Origin of the sequence: Pseudomonas sp. NPDC088368 (genome assembly GCF_044753445.1) — a bacterium.
GTDB lineage: Bacteria > Pseudomonadota > Gammaproteobacteria > Pseudomonadales > Pseudomonadaceae > Aquipseudomonas > Aquipseudomonas bambusae.
Genome location: NZ_JBIVNG010000006.1, coordinates 356,509 through 376,587 on the forward strand (window position 1 = coordinate 356,509; position 20,079 = coordinate 376,587).

The window sequence follows — 20,079 nt, forward strand, 5'->3', positions numbered from 1 at the left end:
AGCCCTGACCCGACTTTTGGAGTGGCTTTGATGAACACGCTGATCGAGGTCCAGGACCTCTCGAAAACCTTCACCCTGCATCAGCAGAACGGGGTGGTGCTCAACGTGCTGCGCGGCCTGAATTTCTCGGTGCGCGGCGGCGAATGCCTGGTGCTGCACGGGCATTCCGGCGCGGGCAAAAGCACCTTGCTGCGCACGCTGTACGGCAACTACCTGCCTGCGGGCGGCAGCATTCGGGTGATGCATCAGAACCAATGGCTGGAACTGGTCGGTGCCGAGCCTCGGCAAGTGCTTGACGTGCGTCGGCAGACGCTGGGCTACGTCAGCCAGTTTCTGCGGGTGATCCCCCGTGTCGCCACCCTGGACGTGGTAATGGAACCGGCCCTGGCCCGTGGCTGGAGCCGCGAGGACGCCAAGGCCCGCGCCGAGCTGTTGCTGGCCCGCCTGAACATTCCACAACGCCTGTGGCAATTGGCGCCGGGAACGTTTTCCGGCGGCGAACAACAGCGGGTCAACATCGCCCGGGGTTTCATGGTGCCGTGGCCGGTGATGCTGCTCGACGAACCCACCGCGTCGCTGGACGACAGCAACCGCACAGTGGTGCTGGAGCTGATCAACGAAGCCAAGCACGCCGGTGCCGCTCTGATCGGTATCTTCCACGACCGGCTGGCCCGCGAAGCGGTGTCCGACCGCGTGCTCGACATGACCCCTCAACAACTGCCCGACAAGCACCTGACCGCCAAGGAGCTGCTGCAATGCTGAACGAACAGATCCTGACCAATGCCCGCATCGTCACTGCCGATCAGGTGTTCACCGGCACCGTCGTCCTGCGGGACGGGATGATCAGCGACGTGCAGACCGGCGTGAGTTATCTGCCTAAGTCTCAGAACCTCGATGGTGATTACCTGCTGCCGGGGCTGGTTGAGCTGCACACCGACAACCTGGAAAAACACCTCAGCCCGCGCCCCGGCGTGGACTGGCCGTCGGCCTCGGCGGTGATCAGCCACGACGCGCAGATCATCGCGGCCGGCATCACCACGGTGTTTGACGCGCTGTCCATCGGCGACGTCAACCCCAAGGGCAAGCGCATGCAGCAACTGCCGGGGATGGTCGAAGCCATCGCCCGTGCCAACGCCACCGACACCACCCGCGCGGAACATCGCCTGCACCTGCGTTGCGAAGTCTGCCACCCGGACACCCTGAGCGTGTTCCGCGACCTGGTGGAGCAGCCGCTGGTGCAACTGGTGTCGACCATGGACCATTCGCCGGGTCAGCGTCAGTTCGCCCTTGAATCCAAGTACCGTGAGTATTACATGGGCAAATACCACCTGAGCACAGAGCAGATGGACGCGTTCATCGTCGAGCAGGTCGCCAACTCGAAGATTTACAGTGACCGCTACCGCAAGGCCATCGTCGACATCTGCCTGGCGCGTGGGCTGTCGGTGGCCAGCCACGATGACGCGACGGTCGAGCACGTCGAGGAGTCCGCAGGTTACGGCATGACCATCGCCGAATTTCCGACCACGCTGGAAGCGGCGCAGGCCTGCCGTCGTCTGGACATGAGCGTGCTGATGGGCGCGCCAAACATCGTCCGTGGCGGCTCGCACTCCGGCAACATCGCGGCGGCGACCCTTGCTAAAGAAGGGCTACTGGATATTCTCTCCAGCGATTACTATCCGGCGAGTCTGTTGCAGGCCGCGTTCACCCTCGGTGCGCAACTGGACGAAGATCAGCCGCAGACGGGCGCAAGGCTGGCAAAAGCCGTCACCACGGTGAGCCTGGCGCCCGCGCGTTCGGCGGGGTTGCAGGACCGTGGCGAGATCCGCGTCGGCCTGCGCGCCGATCTGATTCATGCCCGTGCCGTGGGCAACCTGCCGGTGATTCAGCAGGTCTGGCGACAAGCGAAGAGGGTTTTCTGATGGCAGGCAGGTTGATCTATCTCATCGGACCGTCCGGTTCGGGCAAGGACAGCCTGCTGGATGCCGCGAGCGAACCTCTGGCCGCTCGGGGCTGCCGGATCGTGCGCCGGGTCATCACCCGTTCGGCGGAAGCCAAGGGCGAGGCGGCGCAGGCGGTTAGCGTCGAGCAATTCGCCGAGATGCAGGCTCAGGGCGCGTTTGCCCTGAGTTGGTCCGCAAACGGCCTGTATTACGGGATTCCGAACGAGATCGATCAATGGCTCGCTGACGGCCACGACGTCTTGATCAATGGCTCGCGAGGGCATCTGCCACAGGCGCAGGCGCGGTATCCCGATTTGCTGGTGGTGTTGCTGAGTGTCGATCAGGTGGTGTTGCGTCAGCGGTTGCTGGCGCGGGGCCGGGAATCGGCGCAGGAGGTCGAGGCACGGCTGTCGCGCAATGCGCAGTTTGCCGATGACCTGCTGGCCGCCGCGGGGCCTGCGAGCGGTGCATCGATTCTCTTGCTGGACAACTCCGGCGCGCTGGAACAGACCGTCGACCGTTTATTGCAACGCCTCGACCGGGAACACGCATGCGCCTGACGTTGCTGGGCACCGGCGATGCGCGACAGGTGCCGGTCTACGGCTGTCAGTGCTCGGCGTGCGAGGCCGCCCATGCCGATCCGCGCCTGCGCCGACGCCCGTGCTCGGCGCTGGTCGAACTGGGTGATCAACGCTGGTTGATCGACAGCGGCTTGCCCGACCTCACTGAACGTTTCCCGCCGCGCAGCTTCAGCGGCATCCTCCAGACTCACTACCACGCCGACCACGCCCAGGGATTACTGCACCTGCGCTGGGGGCAGGGGCTGGTGATCCCGGTGCACGGCCCGGCGGACCCGGAAGGGCTGTCGGACTTGTACAAGCACCCGGGAATTCTCGATTTTAGCCAGCCGTTCGCCGCGTTCGAAACCCGCGCCTTTGGCGAGCTGTCCGTCACCGCGCTGCCGTTATTGCATTCCAAACCGACGCTGGGTTATCTGCTCGAAGGCGGCGGACGCCGGATCGCGTACCTCACCGACACCGTGGGGTTGCCCAATGACACCGCCGCGTATCTGCGGGAGCGGGCAGTGGACGTGCTGATCCTCGACTGCTCCATGCCGCCTCAGCCGCAGACGCCGCGCAATCACAACGACCTGAACCTGGCGTTGCAGATCATCGAGGATTTACAGCCGGGGCAGGGGGTGTTGACCCATGTGGGACATGCGCTGGATGCGTGGTTGATGGCGCATGAAAGAGAATTGCCGGGGCATGTGAACGTGGCAAGGGACGGGATGGCGCTGTAACGTCTTTTCGCTCCCACAAAGGCCCCGCCCAGAAGGGGAGCAATCTTCCATCCGCAGGGGCCTCAAACCAGCACATATCTACAAGGCACATCCTCCAACCCGGTCTACGCTCAATCTTCCCTGCACCTTTCCCGGAGATTGCGCCCCATGTCTATCCTGACCCTCAAAGACGGCACCGAGTTTTTCTACAAGGATTGGGGCAGCGGTCAGCCCATCGTGTTTTCCCACGGCTGGCCGCTGGATGGCGATGCATGGGATGCGCAGATGCTGTTCCTCGGCCAGAAAGGCTACCGCGTGATCGCCCACGACCGTCGCGGTCACGGGCGCTCCGGCCAGACCTGGGAAGGCAACGACATGGACACCTACGCCGATGACCTGGCGCAGCTGTTCGAAGCGCTGGACCTGAAAGACGTGATCATGATCGGCCACTCCACCGGCGGTGGCGAGGTGGCCCGTTACATCGGGCGTCATGGTTCGTCTCGCGTGGCCAAGGCCGTGCTGATCGGCGCGGTGCCGCCGCTGATGCTGAAAACGGCGGCCAACCCGGAAGGCCTGCCTATCGACGTCTTCGATGGCATTCGTGCCGGTTTCACGGCTGACCGCTCGCAATTCTTCAAAGACCTCGCGGTGCCATTCTTCGGCTTCAATCGCGATGGCGCGAAGACCTCTCAGGGCGCTATCGATTCGTTCTGGTCCATCGGTATGCTCGGCAGCGTCAAGGGCGAATACGACTGCATCAAGGCGTTCTCGGAAACCGACTTCACCGAAGACCTGAAAAAGATCGACGTGCCGACCCTGATCCTCCACGGCGACGACGACCAGATCGTGCCGCTGGTGGCCTCGGGCGAGAAGAGCCACACACTGGTGAAAGGCTCGACGCTGCATTTGGTGAAGGGTGGGTCGCACGGGATGTGTACCGTGCAGGCCGATGAGATCAATGAGATTCTGCTGGGGTTCATCAAGGGCTGATTTCCCCTTGGCGGGCCCCTGTGGGAGTGAATTCATTCGCGAAAGGCCAGTACAGCCGACAGAGATCTGTTGCCTGGAATGCCTTCTCGCGAATGAATTCGCTCCCACAGGTATCGGGTCATTCTCCCATCAGCGTTTCGCCAGATCAGGTTTCGCCGCTTGCGGCCAACCACCCCCTAACGCCCGGAAGGTCGACACCGCTGCCCTCGCATCATTGGCATGCAACTGCGCCAATTGATCCCGCGACACCAGCAACTGCCGATCCTCATCCAGCACTTCCACCAGACTGATCGCGCCGCCTGTGTACGCATCCTGCGCGGCGTCCCGTGCGGTCTGGTGCGCGGCGACTTCCTCATTCACTTCCGTGCGCTGTTGTTCCAGTTCCACCAGCGTAACGATGGCGTTCTCGACGTCCTCGGTGGCCTTCAACATCACTTGCCGGTACTCGGCCAGCGCCTCGGCATTGGCGCCTTTGGCTTGGGCGACTTCGGCGTCCACGCGACCGAAATCGAACAGCCGCCAATGCAGGCCCACAATCGCCTGGGGCTGGAACGCCGACGAGGTGAACAGTTGACCGCTATGGGCTGTGTCGAACCCCAACAAGCCGGACAGCGAGACCTTCGGGTAATACTCAGAGAGTGCCGAGCCGATCCGGGCATTGGACGCCGCCAGTTTGCGCTCGGCGGTAATCACGTCCGGGCGACGACGCAGCAGCTCGGCGGGCCCTTCGGAATCGCTGATGGTCGGCACGCTGTAGGTCTGCGCGCTGTTTTTCATTTCCAGCGCGTAGGTGCCGGGCTGTGCGCCCATCAGCACGTCCAGCCGGTTGAGTTGGGTCGCCAGTTCGGTGCGCAACGGCGGAATTGTCGCCCGTGCCTGCAACACCAGCGCCTTGGCCTGGGCCTGTTCGCGGTTGGTCGCCAGGCCGCTGCCCATGCGGTCGTTGATCAGGTCCAGCAAACCGTTCTGAGTCTTGACCTGATCTTCGGCGACCGCCAGCCGTTGCTGTGCGCCGCGAATTCGGAAATAGGCATCGGCGGCTTCGGCAGCGACAGAGATTCGCACGCCCACATGGTTGGCTTCAGCAGCCTGCGCTTCATCCACTGCCGCCTCTTCGCCGCGCTTCAGACCACCCGCCAAGTCGGCTTCCCAACTGGCACCGACGCCGAGGGTCTCCAGCGTCTGGTTGCGGTCATAGCCGGGAAACGCGCTGCCCAACTGGCCTTGGGCGCTTTCGGTGGACTGGCGTTGACGAATCGCTTTGGCGTCCAGCGCGCCTTGAGGCAAGCGTATCGCACCGGCCTGTTGCGCCACGGCGCGGGCCTGTTCGACACGGGCGAAGGACTTCGCCAGGTCAAGGTTCTGATCCAGCACACGTTGAATGATGCGGGTCAGCTCCGGGTCGTTGAAGCCGGTCCACCACGTGTCCAGCGCCGGTGCCGGGGTGTCGCCGACCCGTTGTTGCAACAGGGTCTGGTTCTGGTAGGACGCGGTCAGCGTATTTTTCGGTGGCTGATAATCAGGCCCGACGGTACAGCCGGCGAGGGCGACGAATAGGGCGCTCAGGGCAAAGACGCCCGTGCGTTTGAAACGAGACGCCAGAGTGATCATGGGGCTGTCCTCGAAACGTGAAACGGAAAGGGGGCGTTGAGTGTTCATGGCGTTCTCAATGGGCATCGGCGGACGGTGCGGCCGGAGGCGCGACCTTGCGCATCAACGGCACCATCGCCACGGCGACGATGAAGCAGACCATGATCGACAGGAACGCGTCGGCGTAGGTCTGGGTCTGTGCTTCGCGGTAGGTCAGCAGCCACAGTTGGTGCAGCGCGGAATTGCTGGCGTCGGCGGCGTTCTGGCCCAGCGCGGCGAAGTTGCCGGTCACGGTCGCGAGCCAGGTGTTCATGGCTTCGTTGCTGTAGTTGAGGTGTTCGGCCAGGTGCGTGAAATGCAGATTGGTGCGGTCGTTGAGGATCGTGGCACAGGCCGCGATGCCGATGGCGCCGCCCAGGTTGCGCATCAGATTGAACAGGCCGGACGCCTGTTTCAGCCGCGACGGGTGCAGGCCGCCGAGGGTCAGGGTCACGGCCGGTGGCACCGCCATCTGCTGCGCGAAACCGCGAATGGCTTGCGGCAGCAAGAGTTCATGGCTGCCCCAGTCGTGGGTGATCGGCGAGAAATCCCACATCGACAGGCCGAACAGCGCGAGGCCGAACATCATGATCCAGCGCAGGTCGACGCGATTGGCCAGAAAGCCGTACACCGGGATGGCCATCAATTGAAATACGCCCGTCGAGAACACTGCTTCCCCAATTTCGAGCGCGCTGTAACCCCGCACGCGGCCGAGGAACAGCGGCGTGAGGTAAATGGTGGCGAACAGACCGATGCCGGTGACGAAGGAGAAGAAGCAGCCGAGCGCAAAGTTGCGGTCCTTGAGGGCGCGCAAATCCACCACCGGGTTGTGCACCATCAGGGTACGGCTGATGAAGGCGATGGCCGACAGGCCCGACACCCAAGCGGTGGTGAGGATGGTCTGGTCGCTGAACCAGTTCCAGCGCGGGCCTTCTTCAAGGGTGTATTCCAGGCAGCCGAGGAACAACGCCAGAAACACCATGCTGATGTAGTCGGCGCCCTTGAGCAGCTTGAGGTCCATCGAGTCGATGTTGACCAGCATCGGCACCGCGACGGCGACAAAAATGCCCGGCACCAGGTTGATGTAGAACAGCCAGTGCCACGACGACACGTCGGTGATCCAGCCGCCGATCACTGGTCCCAGCGTCGGTGCCAGAGACGCGATCGCGCCGATGGTGGACGCCGCGATCACCCGCTGCTTGCCGGTGAAAAACATGAACGCCGAGGTGAACACCATCGGAATCATGGAACCGCCCAGGAACCCTTGCAGCGCCCGGAAGGCGATCATGCTCTGGATGTTCCAGGCCAGTCCGCAGAGCAGGCTGGTGAGGGTGAAGCCCACCGCTGAGGCGCAAAACAGCCAGCGCGTGGAGAACACTCGGGCGAGCCAGCCGGACAGCGGAATGACCACGATTTCGGCGATCAGGTAGCTGGTCTGGACCCACGCCGTTTCATCTGAACCGGCTGACAAGCCACCGCCGATGTCACGCAGCGAGGCCGACACGATCTGGATGTCCAGCAAGGCAATAAACATCCCCACACACATGCTGGCAAACGCGAGGATCTTGGCCCCGGTGGCCATCGATGCGGCGTCTATCGGACCTTTGGGTTTTGCGGCGGGTGCGCTGGCGGTGGCGGTGGCGGTGCTCATGGGGCTTTTTTCCCGTCAGCGACGCTGGCGACGTTGGGTTGCGGGGCGTCTTTTTGTCCGTTGACGTTCGTGTCGACTTCCGCGACCACCGACAGACCCGGCCGCAGCTTGCCGAGGTGGCCGTCTTCGCCGTCGAGGTAAACCCGCACCGGCACCCGCTGCACGATTTTGGTGAAGTTGCCGGTGGCGTTCTCCGGCGGCAGCACGCTGAATTGCGAACCGGTCGCCGGGGCGAGGCTGTCGAGGTGGCCGTGGAACACCTGGCCCGGCAGCACGTCGGCTTCGATGGTGACGGCCTGACCGGGGTGCATGTGGGCCAGTTGGTCTTCCTTGAAGTTGGCATCGACCCACAGCCCGGTGGCGGGCACCACGGAGAGCAATTGCGTACCCGCTGCCGCATAAGCACCGACTCGCGCGCGGCGGTTGCCGATCACGCCGTCCACCGGGGCGCGCAGTTCGGTGTAGCCGACGTTGAGGCGCGCCATGTCGCGTTCAGCCTTGGTCTGTTCGAGGGCGGCGCGGGCCTGTTGTTTCTGGGTGGCGATGACGTCCAGCTGTCGTTGCGAGGCCAGCATCGACGCCTGGGCTTTCGCGCCGTTGGCCTGGGCGGTCTTGTAAGTGGCGTCGGCGCGCTGGAAGCTTTCAATGGACACTGCCGAGCGTCCGGACAGCACCTTGTAGCGTGCCTGATCGTCTTTGGAACGCACGGTTTCGGCATTGGCGGCATCGATCCCGGCCTTCGCCTGGCTGACCACCGCGTGTTGCAGCTGTTCGGTGGCGTCGAGGTTGGCGAGCAGCGCCTCTTCAGCCGCCACGGCGCCCTCGGCTTTGTTCAACGCGGCGACGTAATCGCGGTCGTCGATCTTCACCAGCAGGTCACCTGCGTGGACGATCTGGTTATCGGTCACTTTCAGCTCGGTGATGTAGCCCGGCACTTTCGGTCCGATCACCGTGACATCGCCGCCGACGTAGGCATCGTCAGTGGACTCCAGAAAACGGCCGACGGTCCACCAATGCAGGCCATAGAAAACGGCGCCCACCACGACGGCCACCGCGAGCAGCAACAGAATCAGACGTTTGCCCCGAGCGGGCTTTGGCGGTGCAGCCGCAACGGCAGGCTCGGTAACGGTTTGAGGGTTGTTCATCGCGGTTTACCTGTGATTCTGCTGAGGTTGGGAAGAGGGTTTGGGAAGCGTCTTGCGGTAGGCGTCGCGGCGCGGGCGGCCGGTTTCAAGGCGCCACGCAGACAGGCTGTCCGGCGCGCCTTTGTAGCGAAGGCTGTGGTCGTGCATGTTGATGCGCTTGCCGGTGTTGCCGTCGGTCAGCACCAAATCGACGGGCACGCCCGTGTTCTCGTCGAACAACTCAATGTTCGAGCGCTCGCCGGAGAAGTGTTTGTGTCCCCATTTCATCAAGCTCAGCACCACGGTGCGGAAGTCGCGGCCGCTTTCGGTGAGCACGTAGTCATAACGCAGCGGTTTGTCGGTGTAGGCGTGACGCTCGACCAGCCCGGACTCGATCAGGCCGTTGAGGCGTCGTGTCAGGGTGCTGGGCGCAATACCGAGGCTTTTTTCAAATTCGTCGAAGCGGCACAAACCGTAGGACAGGTCGCGCAGGATCAAGATGTTCCACCAGTCCCCCACGTGTTCGAGGCTGAGGGCAATCGGGCAGGGCATGTTCGCAAAGCTTTTCTTCTTCATGGCCATAGCCTCCGGGGCTATCAAGGGCAGCGCGGGAGAAAAATTATGGGTGTAATCTAACTAAGTGACTTTCATCATGCAAGTCACTATGTCTATGGAAGTGACAAGCGGCTGGGTGTGGCAGCGTGGAGGAGGGCGTTACACTGCCCGGACCCTAAGAGGAGGCTGGTGATGACTGATGCGCTTTATCTGCCCGAAACCCTGACCCGTGCTGAAGTGGATGCGCTGGCGGGCGTGTCCGTAATCGATTTCGGCACCAATTGGTGCGGGCACTGCAAGGCAGCCCAGCCGTTGATCGGCGAGGTGTTTGCCGAGTATCCGCAGGTACGCCACGTCAAAGTCGAAGATGGCAGCGGCCGCAGGTTGGGGCGCTCGTTCAAGGTGAAGCTGTGGCCTACACTGGTGTTCATGCGCGACGGGCAGGAAGTCGGGCGACTGGTGAGGCCGACTCGCGTGAGTGACATTGAAGAGGCGTTCGAAGGGGCGGTTCGGGAGGGGTGACAGGAAGATAGAGGCCCCGTGAAATCCAGGCGGACACTTGACCTGTGGGAGCGAATTCATTCGCGAATGGGTGCGTCAGGCGACAAATGTGTTTGGGATGTGACGACGCCTTCGCGAATGAATTCGCTCCCACAGGAGGATCGGGTTCAGCCCGATTTGGTTGGGGCGCCTGATCGGATTCCCAGTGTTGCCCAGATATGTCTGAACTCCCGAGTCCAAAACTGTAGGAGCGAATTCATTCGCAAGACGGTGGCGCAGCCAGCAGAGATTTGTCGGATGTACTGGCCCCTTCGCGAATGAATTCGCTCCTACAGAGATGCTCCCTGGCGCGGGCTTTGCTAACGCCGCAAGTACGCCGCGAAGTCTATATCCCCGGCGCTCAGAATCGCTTGTACCCGGTTGTGCACGTTGAGCTTGCGCAGGATCGCGGAGACGTGGGCTTTGACCGTGGTTTCGGCGATGGTGAGGGTGAAGGCGATTTGTTTGTTGGAATCGCCTTTGGTCATGCGCTCCAGCACCTGCAACTGTTTGCGTGTCAGCGCTTCGAGCATTTCAGGCTGTAGCTGCGGAGCGTCGCGAGGGGTGCTGCGGTGGCCGGGTTTCTGGCTGCGGATGATGTCCGGCGGCAGGTAGACATTGCCGTTGAGGATCTGCTCGATGGCGTCGGTCATCTGCTTGCGTGGCGATGATTTGGTAATGAACCCCACGGCGCCATACGTAATGGCTTGCAGCACCACGTGCTTGTCCTGTTCGGCTGAGACGATGACCACCGGGATGGTCGGCGCCTCGTTGCGCAGGTTGATCAGGCCGTTCAGCCCGTGCATCCCCGGCATGTTCAGGTCCAGCAGAATCAGGTCGAGGTCTTCATGACCCTGAGTCATCGCCAGTGCGCTGTCCAGGTCTTCGGTTTCCATGACTTCACTGCCCGGAAACCCGTCGCTGATCACGTTGTGAATCGCCTCGCGAAACAGCGGATGGTCGTCGGCAATCAGGATCTTGTACATGGCGTCTTTCCTTTCTTATTGTCTAGCCTGTCGTTGGCCCTGAGCGGCATTACACGTCAGTAGCGCTGCTTTGTGAATGCGACCATCGAGAGCGAAAGCAGTACCAAAGTCGTAGACGGTCTGAACGATTTCGATCCACCCACGTGTCGCCGACACGGCTGAACGCCCCGAGACACGCGGGTTTCAAGTCGGTATCGCCGACAGTGGCTGCCAACCCACACCGTCAGCCCTTGGTCTTATTGCAAACCCCTGCGGATGCTCTAGGCTGGCCCTCATTCCCGACAAGAACAAGAAACCGCCTGATATGAGCCAGAGCCTCAACATGCTGCGCAAGTTCGTGGCCCCGGAAATCATCTTCGGCGCTGGCAGCCGTCACAGCGTCGGCAATTACGCCAAGACCTTCGGCGCGCGCAAGGTCATGGTGGTCAGTGACCCTGGCGTGATCGCCGCCGGTTGGGTCGCGGACGTCGAAGCCAGCCTGCACGCGCAAGACCTCGACTATTTCATTTACAGCGCTGTGTCGCCCAACCCTCGCGTCGAGGAGGTGATGCTCGGCGCCGACCTCTATCGTGAACACCATTGCGACGTGATCGTGGCGGTGGGCGGCGGCAGCCCGATGGATTGCGGCAAGGCCATCGGCATCGCGGTGGCCCACGGTCGCAACATTCTTGAATTCGAAGGCGTGGACACCATCCGCGTGCCCAGCCCGCCGTTGATCCTGATCCCGACCACCGCAGGCACTTCGGCGGACGTCTCGCAATTCGTGATTATTTCCGACCGCCAGGAACGCATGAAGATCTCCATCGTCAGCAAGGCGGTGGTGCCCGACGTGTCGCTCATCGATCCAGAAACCACGCTGAGCATGGACCCGTTTCTGTCGGCCTGCACGGGTATCGACGCGCTGGTGCATGCCATCGAAGCGTTCGTTTCCACCGGCCATGGCCCGCTCACCGACCCCCACGCACTGGAAGCCATGCGGCTGATCAACGGCCATTTGGTGCAGATGATCGCCAACCCCACCGACATTGCCCTCCGCGAGAAGGTCATGCTCGGCAGCATGCAGGCGGGACTGGCGTTTTCCAACGCGATTCTCGGCGCGGTGCACGCCATGTCCCATAGCCTGGGCGGCCTCCTTGATCTGCCCCATGGCCTGTGCAACGCCGTGTTGATCGAACACGTTGTGGCATTCAATTACAGCTCGGCCCCGGACCGTTTCAAAGTGATCGCCGAAACCTTGGGCATCGATTGCCGAGGCCTGAATCACGCGGCGATCAGCAAGCGATTGGTGGACCACCTAATCTCGCTCAAACACCAGATGGGCTTTCACGAAACCCTCGGATTGCACGGTGTCAGCACGGCGGATATCCCGTTCCTTTCTCGGCACGCCATGGGCGATCCGTGCATCCTCACCAACCCCCGCACGTCCAGCCAGCGCGACGTCGAAGTGGTCTATGGCGAAGCCCTCTGACACCCAACAGTCCGCGCTGACAGCGCTGCTCGGGCTGGGCAATCATTCGACGCGCAAGAGCCATTATCCGGAGCTGACCCTGCGTCTCGCCGAGCTGGAAAACGAGCGCAACCGTTATAAATGGCTGTTCGAACACGCGGTCCACGGCATCTTTCAGGCGCGGTTACATGAGGGGCTGCGAGCGGCGAATCCGGCACTGGCGCGCATGCTCGGCTACCGCGATCCCGACGAAGTGCTGCGGGTGCTCGACGATCTGGGGAGCACGCTGTTCGTCGGCGGGCAGGCGGAAATGCAGAGCATCGCGCAGGTGCTGCAACGGGACCAGAGCCTGCAAGGTTATGAAACCCGGTTGCGGCGCAAGGACGGCAGCTACGTCGACGTGCTCATGAACCTGCTGCTCAAGCCCGACGAAGACGGCGTGTTCGAGGGTTTTGTGGCCGACATCACCGAGCGCAAGCTGGCGCAACAGCGTTTGCAGGAACTCAATGACCAGCTTGAATTGCGCGTCACGGCGCGCACCGACGAGCTGCGTGAGGCCCGCGACGCCGCCGAGTCCGCCAATCGCAGTAAGGACAAATACCTCGCAGCGGCCAGCCACGACTTGCTGCAACCGTTGAACGCCGCGAGGCTGCTGATTTCGACCCTGCGCGAGCGTCACTTGCCCGATGCCGAACAGACATTGGTGGAGCGCACCCATCAGGCGCTGGAAGGGGCAGAGGACCTGCTCACCGATTTGCTCGACATTGCGAAGCTCGACCGGGCGTCGATCCAGCCCGACATCGAGCTGTATCGCCTTGAGGAAGTGTTGGCGCCGTTGGTGTCGGAATTTGAGCCCGTGGCGGAGGCGGCGGGTTTGGCCCTGCGTGCCCGTATCGGCCCGTTTGCGGTGCGTACCGACCTGCGGCTGATCACGCGGATTCTGCGCAATTTTCTCAGCAACGCTTGTCGCTACACCGATCGCGGCAGCATTTTGCTCGGTGCGCGCAGGCGAGGGGATGCGCTGCGCATCGAGGTGTGGGACACGGGCCGGGGAATCGCCGACGACCGGCTGGCGTCGATCTTTCTGGAGTTCAACCAGCTGGATGTCGGCCGCGCGGCAGATCGTAAAGGGGTCGGGTTGGGACTGGCCATCGTCGAGCGCATTGGCCGCATTCTGGGCTGTCGGATTCAGGTCCGTTCACGGCCGGGGAAAGGGTCGGTGTTTTCCATCGACGTGCCGCTCTCAGCGGAAATGCCGGTGCCGATCAGCGTCGCTGCCCACCAAGCGCCAGGCACGGGCAACCCGCTGCCGGGACGTCGCCTGCTGGTGCTGGACAACGAGACCAGCATTCTCGACAGCATGGCCGCGTTGTTGGGACAGTGGGGTTGCGAGGTGTTGACAGCGACCGATCAGGCCGCCTGTTACCGGGTGCTCCAGGGGCGGGCGCCGGAGATGATCCTGTTCGATTTTCATCTCGACCACGGGGTATTAGGCTGCGATGTGGTCGCGGACCTGCGGGCGCATTTCGGCTGGGAAATCCCGTGCGTGATGATCACGGCGGACCGCACCGATGCGTGTCGACGGTCATTGCAGCGGCTGAACGCGCCGCTGCTGAACAAGCCGGTCAAGCCGGGGAAATTGCGGGCTGTGGTGAGTCAGTTGTTGGGGTAGGTATTGACGGAGACATTCAACCATCAGGCCTCGCCACCGTCCGGTTTCTGGCCGAAGGCCGTGGGAGTTGGCTTGCCTACGATCTGCTGCGAAGCGGCAGCAAAACCTGACACCTCGGTTGTGTCAGGCACACCGCATCCAACGGGTTTACTACTGCTGCGCAGCAGATCGTAGGCAAGCCAACTCCCACGGCCTGCGGCCAGAATCAAAAGCGGAATGCGCACATCCCCCATCGCGCCACTTGAAAGCACCGGCCTGCGGCCAAAATCGACAGCAAACCTGCATACACCGCAGCTAGCACCGTCAGGCAAGGCATCCGTCCCTCAGCGGTTCATAACAAAAAAGCCCCGAACCTTGTGAGTGCGGGGCTTCGAAAAGACGGCGGGGTACGCCGTCCCTTGTTTCGGTCATCAGGCGTTAGGCTGCCATCCGCCGCCCAGCGCCTTGTAGATGGCGACGATCCCGCGATACAGGTCGATCTCGGCCAGGGCCTGAGAGTCTTCAGCCGCCAGACGCTCGCGCTCCGCATCCAGCAAGACCAGGAAGTCAGCGGTGCCTTCCTTGTACTGAATGCTCGCCAGGTTGGCCGCGGAACGGCTCGCCTCGCTCTGACGCACCAGCGACACCAGCCGCTGCTGACGCTTGTCGTAGTCGCTGAACGCGTTCTCGGTTTCTTCCAGCGCCAGCAGCACTTGCTGCTCGTAGTTGGCCAGTGCGCCTTCGGCATCGGCGTTGGCGCCACGAATACGCGCCTTCACACTGCCCAGGTCAAACGCGGCCCAGGTGATGCTCGGGCCAAGGCCCCAGGCTTGGGCCGCGCCCGAACCGATCTGCGATCCCCGGCTGGCGGTGAAACCCAGGAAGCCGCTGAGGCTGACCCGTGGGAACAGGTCGGCGGTCTGCACGCCAATCCGCGCGGTCTGCGCCGCCAGTTGCCGTTCGGCGCTGCGCACGTCAGGACGGTTTTCCAGGAGCTTGGTCGGGTCACCAATCGGCAGCGCCTTGGAAATCGCTGGAAGCTTGGCCGGGGCCAGGCTCACGGTCATGGCGTCCGGGCGTTCGCCCAGCAACGTGGCGATGCGGTTGCGTTCACGAACCTGCTCGGCTTGCAGCTGCGGAATGGTCGCTTCCACTGCGGCATAGCGCGCATCGGCTCGCACGACGTCGATTTCATTGCCGACGCCTTCATCGCGCAGTTGTCGCGTCACGTCGCGGGAGTCCTGCTGGTTTTTCAGGTTGTCCCGGGCAATGTGTTCGCGCAGTTGTGCGCCACGTAGTTGACCGTACGCGTCCACCAGTTCGGCGATCATGGTCACTTGCAGCTGATACAGATTGGCCTCGGCCACCTGTTGATCAGCATCGCTGGCTTCCAGTTCGCGCTGGATGCGGCCGAACAGGTCGATCTCCCAAGCCATGTCCAGGCCCAGGTCGTAGCGTTCCTGATTGACCCGGTGCTCGGTTTCACCCGGCACCTGAGCGCGGCCGACCTGACTGCTGGCGCGGCTGGTCACGACCGGCATCGCGTCGTTGCTGATGTCGTCACGAATTGCACGGGCCGCTTTCAGTCGGGCGAAGGCGACGCGCAGTTCACGGTTGCCTTGCAGCGACTGAGCCACCAGCTGGTTCAGGGTCGGGTCTTCGAACTGCTGCCACCAGATGGTCTCGGTGCGGTTGCGGTCGTAGGTGCCCTGTGCAGCGGCCTGAATATTGGCCGCCGCAGTGTCCGGCTTCTTGTAGTCAGGGCCGACGGCACAGGCCGCCAGCGCAAGGACCAACAGGCTCGGCAGGAAGAGTTTTACAGCCTTCATCAATGAGCCTCCGGAGCGATGGTCTGGACGCGTTGGGCCTTGGCGGCCTTGCGCGCCTCTTTGCGTCCCACGTAATTACGAATCAGCACATAGAACACAGGGGTCAGCAGCAGACCGAAGAAGGTCACGCCGAGCATCCCGGAGAACACGGCCACACCCATGGCATGACGCATCTCGGCACCGGCACCGCTCGACAGCACCAATGGCACGACACCCATGATGAACGCGAAGGAGGTCATCAGGATCGGACGCAGACGCAGGCGGCAGGCTTCCAGTACGGCCTCCAGCGGGGTCTTGCCTTTTTCCTGTTCATCCTTGGCGAATTCGACGATGAGGATCGCGTTCTTACAGGCCAGGCCCACCAGTACGATCAGGCCGATCTGGGTGAAGATGTTGTTGTCGCTACCAGCAATGATCACACCGGCGATGGCCGACAGCAGGGTCATCGGTACGATCAGGATGACCGCCAGCGGCAAGCTCCAGCTTTCATACAACGCAGCCAATACCAAGAAGGCCAGCAGTACGCAGAGCGGGAAGACCAGCAGCGCGGTGTTACCCGACAGGATCTGTTGGTAGGTCAGGTCGGTCCACTCGTAGGTCATGCCGTTCGGCAGTTCCTGCTTGAGCAGTTTTTCCATCGCGGCCTGTGCCTGACCCGAGCTGAAGCCTGGGCCGGCGGCACCGTTGATCTCGGCGGTGATAAAGCCGTTGTAGTGCATCACGCGGTCCGGGCCGGAGGTGTTGGTGACGTGCAGCAGGGTCGCCAGCGGGATCATCTCGCCCAGATTGTTGCGCACTTTCAGCTGACCGATCTGCTCGGCGTCCTGACGGAATTTCTGTTCAGCCTGAACGTTGACCTGATAGGTACGACCGAAACGGTTGAAGTCGTTGGCATACAGCGAGCCCAGGTACACCTGCAGGGTGTCGAAGATGTCGCTGATGGCCACGCCGTGGGTCTTGGCTTTTTCGCGGTCGATGGCGGCATCGACCTGTGGCACGTTCACGGTGTAGCTGGTGAACAGTGCGGCCAGTTCCGGCACGCTGCGGCTCTTGCCGATGATGTTCATCGTTTCTTTGTAAAGCTCGTCGTAACCGAGGTTGCCACGGTCTTCAATCTGCAGACGGAAACCGCCAATCGTGCCCAGGCCCTGTACCGGCGGCGGAGGGAAGATGGCCATGTAGGCTTCCTGGATCGACGCGTACTTGCCGTTCAATGCCCCGGCGATTGCACCGGCGGATTCACTGGCCAGCGTGCGCTCATCGAACGGCTTGAGCGTCACGAACACGATGCCGGAGTTAGGGCTGTTGGTGAAGCCGTTGATCGACAGACCCGGGAACGCTACGGCACTCTCGACGCCAGGCTGTTTCAGCGCGATGTCGGACATGCGTTTGATTACATCTTCGGTGCGGTCCAGGCTCGCGGCGTCCGGCAGTTGGGCGAAGGCCACCAGGTATTGCTTGTCCTGTTGCGGCACGAAACCGGTTGGTGTGGTCGAGAAGCCCAGCCACGTCATGACGATCAGACCGGCATACACCAACAGTGCCACGCCGCTAACGCGGATCACGCGACCGACGGCGCCGACGTAGCCGTTACTGGCCTTGACGAAAACGCGGTTGAACGGACGGAACAGCCAGCCACCCAAGAGCTTGTCGAGGAAGCGCGAGAACCCGTCTTTCGGCTCGTCGTGGCCCTTGAGCAATACCGCAGCCAGTGCAGGCGACAGGGTCAGGGAGTTGAAGGCCGAGATCACCGTCGAGATGGCGATGGTCAACGCGAACTGTTTATAGAACTGTCCCGTCAGGCCGGAGATGAAGGCCGCCGGTACGAACACCGCACACAGCACCAGCGCGGTCGCGATGATCGGGCCGGTCACTTCGCGCATGGCGATTTGCGTGGCTTCCATCGGTTTATGGCCGAGCTCGATGTTTCGCTCGACGTTTTCCACCACCACGATGGCGTCGTCCACCACGATACCGATCGCGAGTACGAGGCCGAACAGCGACAGCGCATTGAGGGAGAAGCCGAACAGGTGCATGACCGCGAACGTACCGATCAGCGACACCGGCACAGCGGCCAGCGGAATGATCGAGGCGCGCCAGGTCTGCAGGAACAGGATCACCACCAGGACCACGAGGATCAGCGCTTCGAAGAGGGTGTGAACCACTGCTTCGATAGAGCCGCGCACGAAGATCGTCGGGTCGTAGACGATGCTGTAGTCCATGCCCTCCGGGAAGCTCTTCTTCAGCAGTTCCATTTCGCCGCGCACTTCGTTGGAAATGTCGATGGCGTTGGAGCCTGGGCGCTGGAAGATCGGGATCGCCACGGCCGGCTGGTTGTTCAGCAGCGAACGCAGGGCGTACTGGCTGGAGCCGAGTTCCACACGGGCGATGTCGCGAACACGGGTGATTTCACCGTTTTCGCCCGCACGCACGATGATGTTTTCGAACTCTTCCTCGGTCACCAGACGACCTTGAGTGTTGATCGACATCTGGAAGCTGGTCGCGCTCGGGGAGGGCGGTGCACCCAGTTGACCGGCGGCCACCTGGCGGTTCTGCTCGCGAATGGCGTTAACGACATCGGTTGCGGTGATGTTGCGCGAAGCGGTCTTGTTCGGGTCGAGCCAGACACGCAGGGAGTAGTCACCCATACCGAACAGCTGCACGTCACCGACACCGTTCAGACGCGCCAGCTCATCTTTAATGTTTAGCACGGCATAGTTCGACAGGTACAGCATGTCGTAACGCTGATCGGGGGAGGTCAAGTGAACCACCATGGTCAGGTCCGGGGAGGCCTTGTCCACGGTGATACCGATGCGGGTCACTTCTTCCGGCAGTTTCGGCTCGGTCCGCGTCACGCGGTTCTGCACCTGCACCTGCGCGGTGTCGAGGTTAGTCCCCAGCGCGAAAGTGATGGTCAGGGTGAGTTTGCCGTCGGCGGTGGCCTGAGAGGACATGTACAGCATGTTCTCGACACCGGTAATGGCTTGCTCCAGAGGCGCCGCCACGGTTTCGCCGATCACTTTCGGGTTGGCGCCGGGGAAGTTGGCACGCACGACGACGGTCGGTGGCACGACTTCCGGGTATTCACTGATCGGTAGCTGGAACAGCGAGATGGCGCCCGCGATCAGGATCAACAGCGAAAGCACCGCTGCGAAGATCGGTCGCGTGATAAAGAATTTTGAAAAATTCATCGAGTGTGTCCCTTAACCGCGTGGCGTAGCAGCGGCAACTTTGGCATCCAGTTTGGACTGGGCCTTCGGTTGGTTGCTGGCTTCAAGTGCCTGGCGCTGTTGTTGCAGAGCAGCGAGCGTGTCGGCGCTGGCCATCGGGGTGTCTTGCGGGTCGATCGGTGAGCCCGGGCGCACGCGTTGCAGACCGCTGACCACGATGCGGTCGTCTTTCTGCAAGCCGCTGCGCACGATCCGCAGGCCTTCGAGTTTCGGACCCAGGTCGACGTTGCGGTAGGTGGCCTTGTTGTCCTTGTCGACAACGAGCACGAACTTCTTGCCAAGGTCAGTACCGACGGCTTCGTCCTTGATCAGCATGGCGGTGTAGGTGCCGCTGCCGACCAGCTTCAGACGGGCATACAGGCCAGGGGTGTATTCGCCCTTGCTGTTGTCGAACACGGCGCGGCCACGGATGGTGCCGGTGCGTGGGTTGACCTGGTTGTCGACGAAGTTCATCTGGCCCTGATGCGGGTTTTCAGCTTCATTGGACAGGCCCATGTACACCGGGCTGGTCGCGCCGCGTTTGCCGTCGCGCGCCAATTGGTTGTACTTCAGGAACACACGCTCGTCGGCGTCGAAGTAGGCGTACACCTTATCGGTGGAGACTACGCTGGTGAGGATGCTCTGATCGGCGGTGACGATGTTGCCCGAGGTGATTTCTGCGCGGCTGACACGGCCAGTGATCGGCGCGGTCACGCGAGTAAAGCTCAGGTTCAGCTTCGCCAGATCGAGCTGGGCCTGAATGGCGGCCACGGCGGCCTTGGATTCCTGCGCGGTGGTGGTCCGCGAGTCGGCCAGTTCCGCCGAGATCGCGTTGTTGGTGCGCAGACGCTCGCCACGCTGGGCTTCGTTGTTGCTGCGAACCGATGCGGCCTTGGCCTGTTGCAGTTGAGCGTCGAGGCGATGCACTTCAGCTTCGAACGGACGCGGGTCGATCTGGAACAACAGGTCGCCTTTCTTCACCAGCTCGCCGTCGGTGAACGCGACGGAATCGATCTGACCCGAAACGCGAGGGCGAACCTGCACGGTTTCCGGGGCTTCCAGACGCGCGGTGACTTCATCCCATTCGTTGACGGGCTGCTCAAGCACCTTGGCCACGTTGACTTTGGCTGCCGCCGGAGCCTGAGCTGCCGTCTCAGGGCCTTTACCACACGCGCTGAGCACCACCAGTGCCAGCGCGGCAAGGGGATAGCGCAAGGGAGTAAGTGACTGAACCATGGGAAAATCCGCC

Annotated in this window: 16 protein-coding genes; 8 read left to right on the forward strand and 8 right to left on the reverse strand. The window is 62.4% G+C overall.

Going from position 1 to position 20,079, the window contains the following annotated elements:
- Positions 1-30 precede the first annotated feature (30 nt).
- The 5 genes from phnL to ACIQAL_RS15715 all read left to right on the forward strand — a co-directional run bounded on the left by phnL (position 31) and on the right by ACIQAL_RS15715 (position 4,209).
- The gene (gene phnL, locus ACIQAL_RS15695) at positions 31-762 is read left to right on the forward strand and encodes a phosphonate C-P lyase system protein PhnL (RefSeq protein WP_401146900.1); all 732 of its coding nucleotides are present in this window, start codon (positions 31-33) and stop codon (positions 760-762) included.
- Positions 756-1,919, forward strand: a complete 1,164-nt coding sequence (locus ACIQAL_RS15700; RefSeq protein ID WP_401146901.1) for an alpha-D-ribose 1-methylphosphonate 5-triphosphate diphosphatase — start codon at positions 756-758, stop codon at positions 1,917-1,919. Before phnL ends, ACIQAL_RS15700 begins: the two co-directional genes overlap by 7 nt.
- Positions 1,919-2,500 carry a phosphonate metabolism protein/1,5-bisphosphokinase (PRPP-forming) PhnN gene (gene phnN / locus ACIQAL_RS15705; RefSeq protein ID WP_401146903.1) on the forward strand — a complete coding sequence of 194 codons (582 nt, stop codon included), beginning with the start codon at positions 1,919-1,921 and terminating at the stop codon, positions 2,498-2,500. The genes ACIQAL_RS15700 and phnN overlap by 1 nt, the downstream gene beginning before the upstream one ends.
- The gene (phnP, locus tag ACIQAL_RS15710; protein WP_401146906.1) at positions 2,491-3,240 is read left to right on the forward strand and encodes a phosphonate metabolism protein PhnP; all 750 of its coding nucleotides are present in this window, start codon (positions 2,491-2,493) and stop codon (positions 3,238-3,240) included. The genes phnN and phnP overlap by 10 nt, the downstream gene beginning before the upstream one ends.
- Before the next feature lie 147 nt (positions 3,241-3,387).
- A complete protein-coding gene (locus ACIQAL_RS15715) occupies positions 3,388-4,209 on the forward strand; it encodes an alpha/beta fold hydrolase (protein WP_401146909.1) in 822 nt (273 codons plus the stop codon).
- Positions 4,210-4,338: 129 nt separating this feature from the next.
- Here ACIQAL_RS15715 and ACIQAL_RS15720 read toward each other — a convergent pair whose 3' ends face one another.
- The 4 genes from ACIQAL_RS15720 to ACIQAL_RS15735 are packed head-to-tail and all read right to left on the reverse strand — an operon-like array spanning position 4,339 to position 9,189.
- Entirely contained in the window at positions 4,339-5,868 is a 1,530-nt protein-coding gene (locus ACIQAL_RS15720; RefSeq protein WP_401146912.1) for an efflux transporter outer membrane subunit, read from the reverse strand.
- A 7-nt stretch (positions 5,869-5,875) separates the two neighbouring features.
- A complete protein-coding gene (locus tag ACIQAL_RS15725; protein ID WP_401146914.1) occupies positions 5,876-7,489 on the reverse strand; it encodes a DHA2 family efflux MFS transporter permease subunit in 1,614 nt (537 codons plus the stop codon).
- Entirely contained in the window at positions 7,486-8,634 is a 1,149-nt protein-coding gene (locus ACIQAL_RS15730; protein ID WP_401146917.1) for an HlyD family secretion protein, read from the reverse strand. The genes ACIQAL_RS15725 and ACIQAL_RS15730 overlap by 4 nt, the downstream gene beginning before the upstream one ends.
- A 6-nt stretch (positions 8,635-8,640) precedes the next feature.
- Complete coding sequence (locus ACIQAL_RS15735) at positions 8,641-9,189, reverse strand: helix-turn-helix domain-containing protein (RefSeq protein ID WP_166597785.1); 549 nt, start codon at positions 9,187-9,189, stop codon at positions 8,641-8,643.
- Positions 9,190-9,360: 171 nt separating this feature from the next.
- Here ACIQAL_RS15735 and ACIQAL_RS15740 point away from each other — a divergent pair, with 171 nt between their 5' ends.
- Positions 9,361-9,690 (forward strand): thioredoxin family protein, encoded by a 330-nt coding sequence (locus tag ACIQAL_RS15740; protein ID WP_401146920.1) that lies wholly within the window; start codon positions 9,361-9,363, stop codon positions 9,688-9,690.
- A 338-nt stretch (positions 9,691-10,028) separates the two neighbouring features.
- Here the strand turns inward: ACIQAL_RS15740 and ACIQAL_RS15745 are convergent, their stop codons facing one another.
- On the reverse strand, positions 10,029-10,694 hold the full coding sequence (locus tag ACIQAL_RS15745; protein WP_401146923.1) for a response regulator: 666 nt from the start codon (positions 10,692-10,694) through the stop codon (positions 10,029-10,031).
- 304 nt (positions 10,695-10,998) lie between these two features.
- On the opposite strand from ACIQAL_RS15745, the gene ercA reads away from it, so the two are divergent.
- Positions 10,999-12,162 (forward strand): alcohol dehydrogenase-like regulatory protein ErcA, encoded by a 1,164-nt coding sequence (ercA, locus tag ACIQAL_RS15750; RefSeq protein ID WP_401146926.1) that lies wholly within the window; start codon positions 10,999-11,001, stop codon positions 12,160-12,162.
- Complete coding sequence (locus ACIQAL_RS15755) at positions 12,146-13,813, forward strand: NahK/ErcS family hybrid sensor histidine kinase/response regulator (RefSeq protein ID WP_401146929.1); 1,668 nt, start codon at positions 12,146-12,148, stop codon at positions 13,811-13,813. Before ercA ends, ACIQAL_RS15755 begins: the two co-directional genes overlap by 17 nt.
- A 410-nt stretch (positions 13,814-14,223) precedes the next feature.
- Here the strand turns inward: ACIQAL_RS15755 and ACIQAL_RS15760 are convergent, their stop codons facing one another.
- Genes ACIQAL_RS15760 through mexE form a run of 3 tightly spaced genes read right to left on the reverse strand, consistent with a single transcriptional unit; the run spans position 14,224 to position 20,066 of the window.
- Positions 14,224-15,621, reverse strand: a complete 1,398-nt coding sequence (locus ACIQAL_RS15760; RefSeq protein ID WP_401146932.1) for an efflux transporter outer membrane subunit — start codon at positions 15,619-15,621, stop codon at positions 14,224-14,226.
- Positions 15,621-18,812 carry an efflux RND transporter permease subunit gene (locus ACIQAL_RS15765; RefSeq protein WP_401146935.1) on the reverse strand — a complete coding sequence of 1,064 codons (3,192 nt, stop codon included), beginning with the start codon at positions 18,810-18,812 and terminating at the stop codon, positions 15,621-15,623. The genes ACIQAL_RS15760 and ACIQAL_RS15765 overlap by 1 nt, the downstream gene beginning before the upstream one ends.
- Before the next feature lie 12 nt (positions 18,813-18,824).
- The gene (mexE, locus tag ACIQAL_RS15770) at positions 18,825-20,066 is read right to left on the reverse strand and encodes a multidrug efflux RND transporter periplasmic adaptor subunit MexE (protein WP_401146938.1); all 1,242 of its coding nucleotides are present in this window, start codon (positions 20,064-20,066) and stop codon (positions 18,825-18,827) included.
- Positions 20,067-20,079 lie beyond the last annotated feature (13 nt).

Coding starts and splice junctions, on each gene's coding strand:
- ACIQAL_RS15765 (WP_401146935.1), bottom strand. CDS start 18,812: ATGAATTTTTCAAAATTCTTTATCACGCGACCGATCTTCGCAGCGGTG.
- ACIQAL_RS15730 (WP_401146917.1), bottom strand. CDS start 8,634: ATGAACAACCCTCAAACCGTTACCGAGCCTGCCGTTGCGGCTGCACCG.
- ACIQAL_RS15700 (WP_401146901.1), top strand. CDS start 756: ATGCTGAACGAACAGATCCTGACCAATGCCCGCATCGTCACTGCCGAT.
- ACIQAL_RS15755 (WP_401146929.1), top strand. CDS start 12,146: ATGGCGAAGCCCTCTGACACCCAACAGTCCGCGCTGACAGCGCTGCTC.
- ACIQAL_RS15720 (WP_401146912.1), bottom strand. CDS start 5,868: ATGAACACTCAACGCCCCCTTTCCGTTTCACGTTTCGAGGACAGCCCC.
- ACIQAL_RS15760 (WP_401146932.1), bottom strand. CDS start 15,621: ATGAAGGCTGTAAAACTCTTCCTGCCGAGCCTGTTGGTCCTTGCGCTG.
- mexE (WP_401146938.1), bottom strand. CDS start 20,066: ATGGTTCAGTCACTTACTCCCTTGCGCTATCCCCTTGCCGCGCTGGCA.
- ACIQAL_RS15740 (WP_401146920.1), top strand. CDS start 9,361: ATGACTGATGCGCTTTATCTGCCCGAAACCCTGACCCGTGCTGAAGTG.
- ACIQAL_RS15715 (WP_401146909.1), top strand. CDS start 3,388: ATGTCTATCCTGACCCTCAAAGACGGCACCGAGTTTTTCTACAAGGAT.
- phnP (WP_401146906.1), top strand. CDS start 2,491: ATGCGCCTGACGTTGCTGGGCACCGGCGATGCGCGACAGGTGCCGGTC.
- ACIQAL_RS15745 (WP_401146923.1), bottom strand. CDS start 10,694: ATGTACAAGATCCTGATTGCCGACGACCATCCGCTGTTTCGCGAGGCG.
- ACIQAL_RS15725 (WP_401146914.1), bottom strand. CDS start 7,489: ATGAGCACCGCCACCGCCACCGCCAGCGCACCCGCCGCAAAACCCAAA.
- phnN (WP_401146903.1), top strand. CDS start 1,919: ATGGCAGGCAGGTTGATCTATCTCATCGGACCGTCCGGTTCGGGCAAG.
- phnL (WP_401146900.1), top strand. CDS start 31: ATGAACACGCTGATCGAGGTCCAGGACCTCTCGAAAACCTTCACCCTG.
- ACIQAL_RS15735 (WP_166597785.1), bottom strand. CDS start 9,189: ATGAAGAAGAAAAGCTTTGCGAACATGCCCTGCCCGATTGCCCTCAGC.
- ercA (WP_401146926.1), top strand. CDS start 10,999: ATGAGCCAGAGCCTCAACATGCTGCGCAAGTTCGTGGCCCCGGAAATC.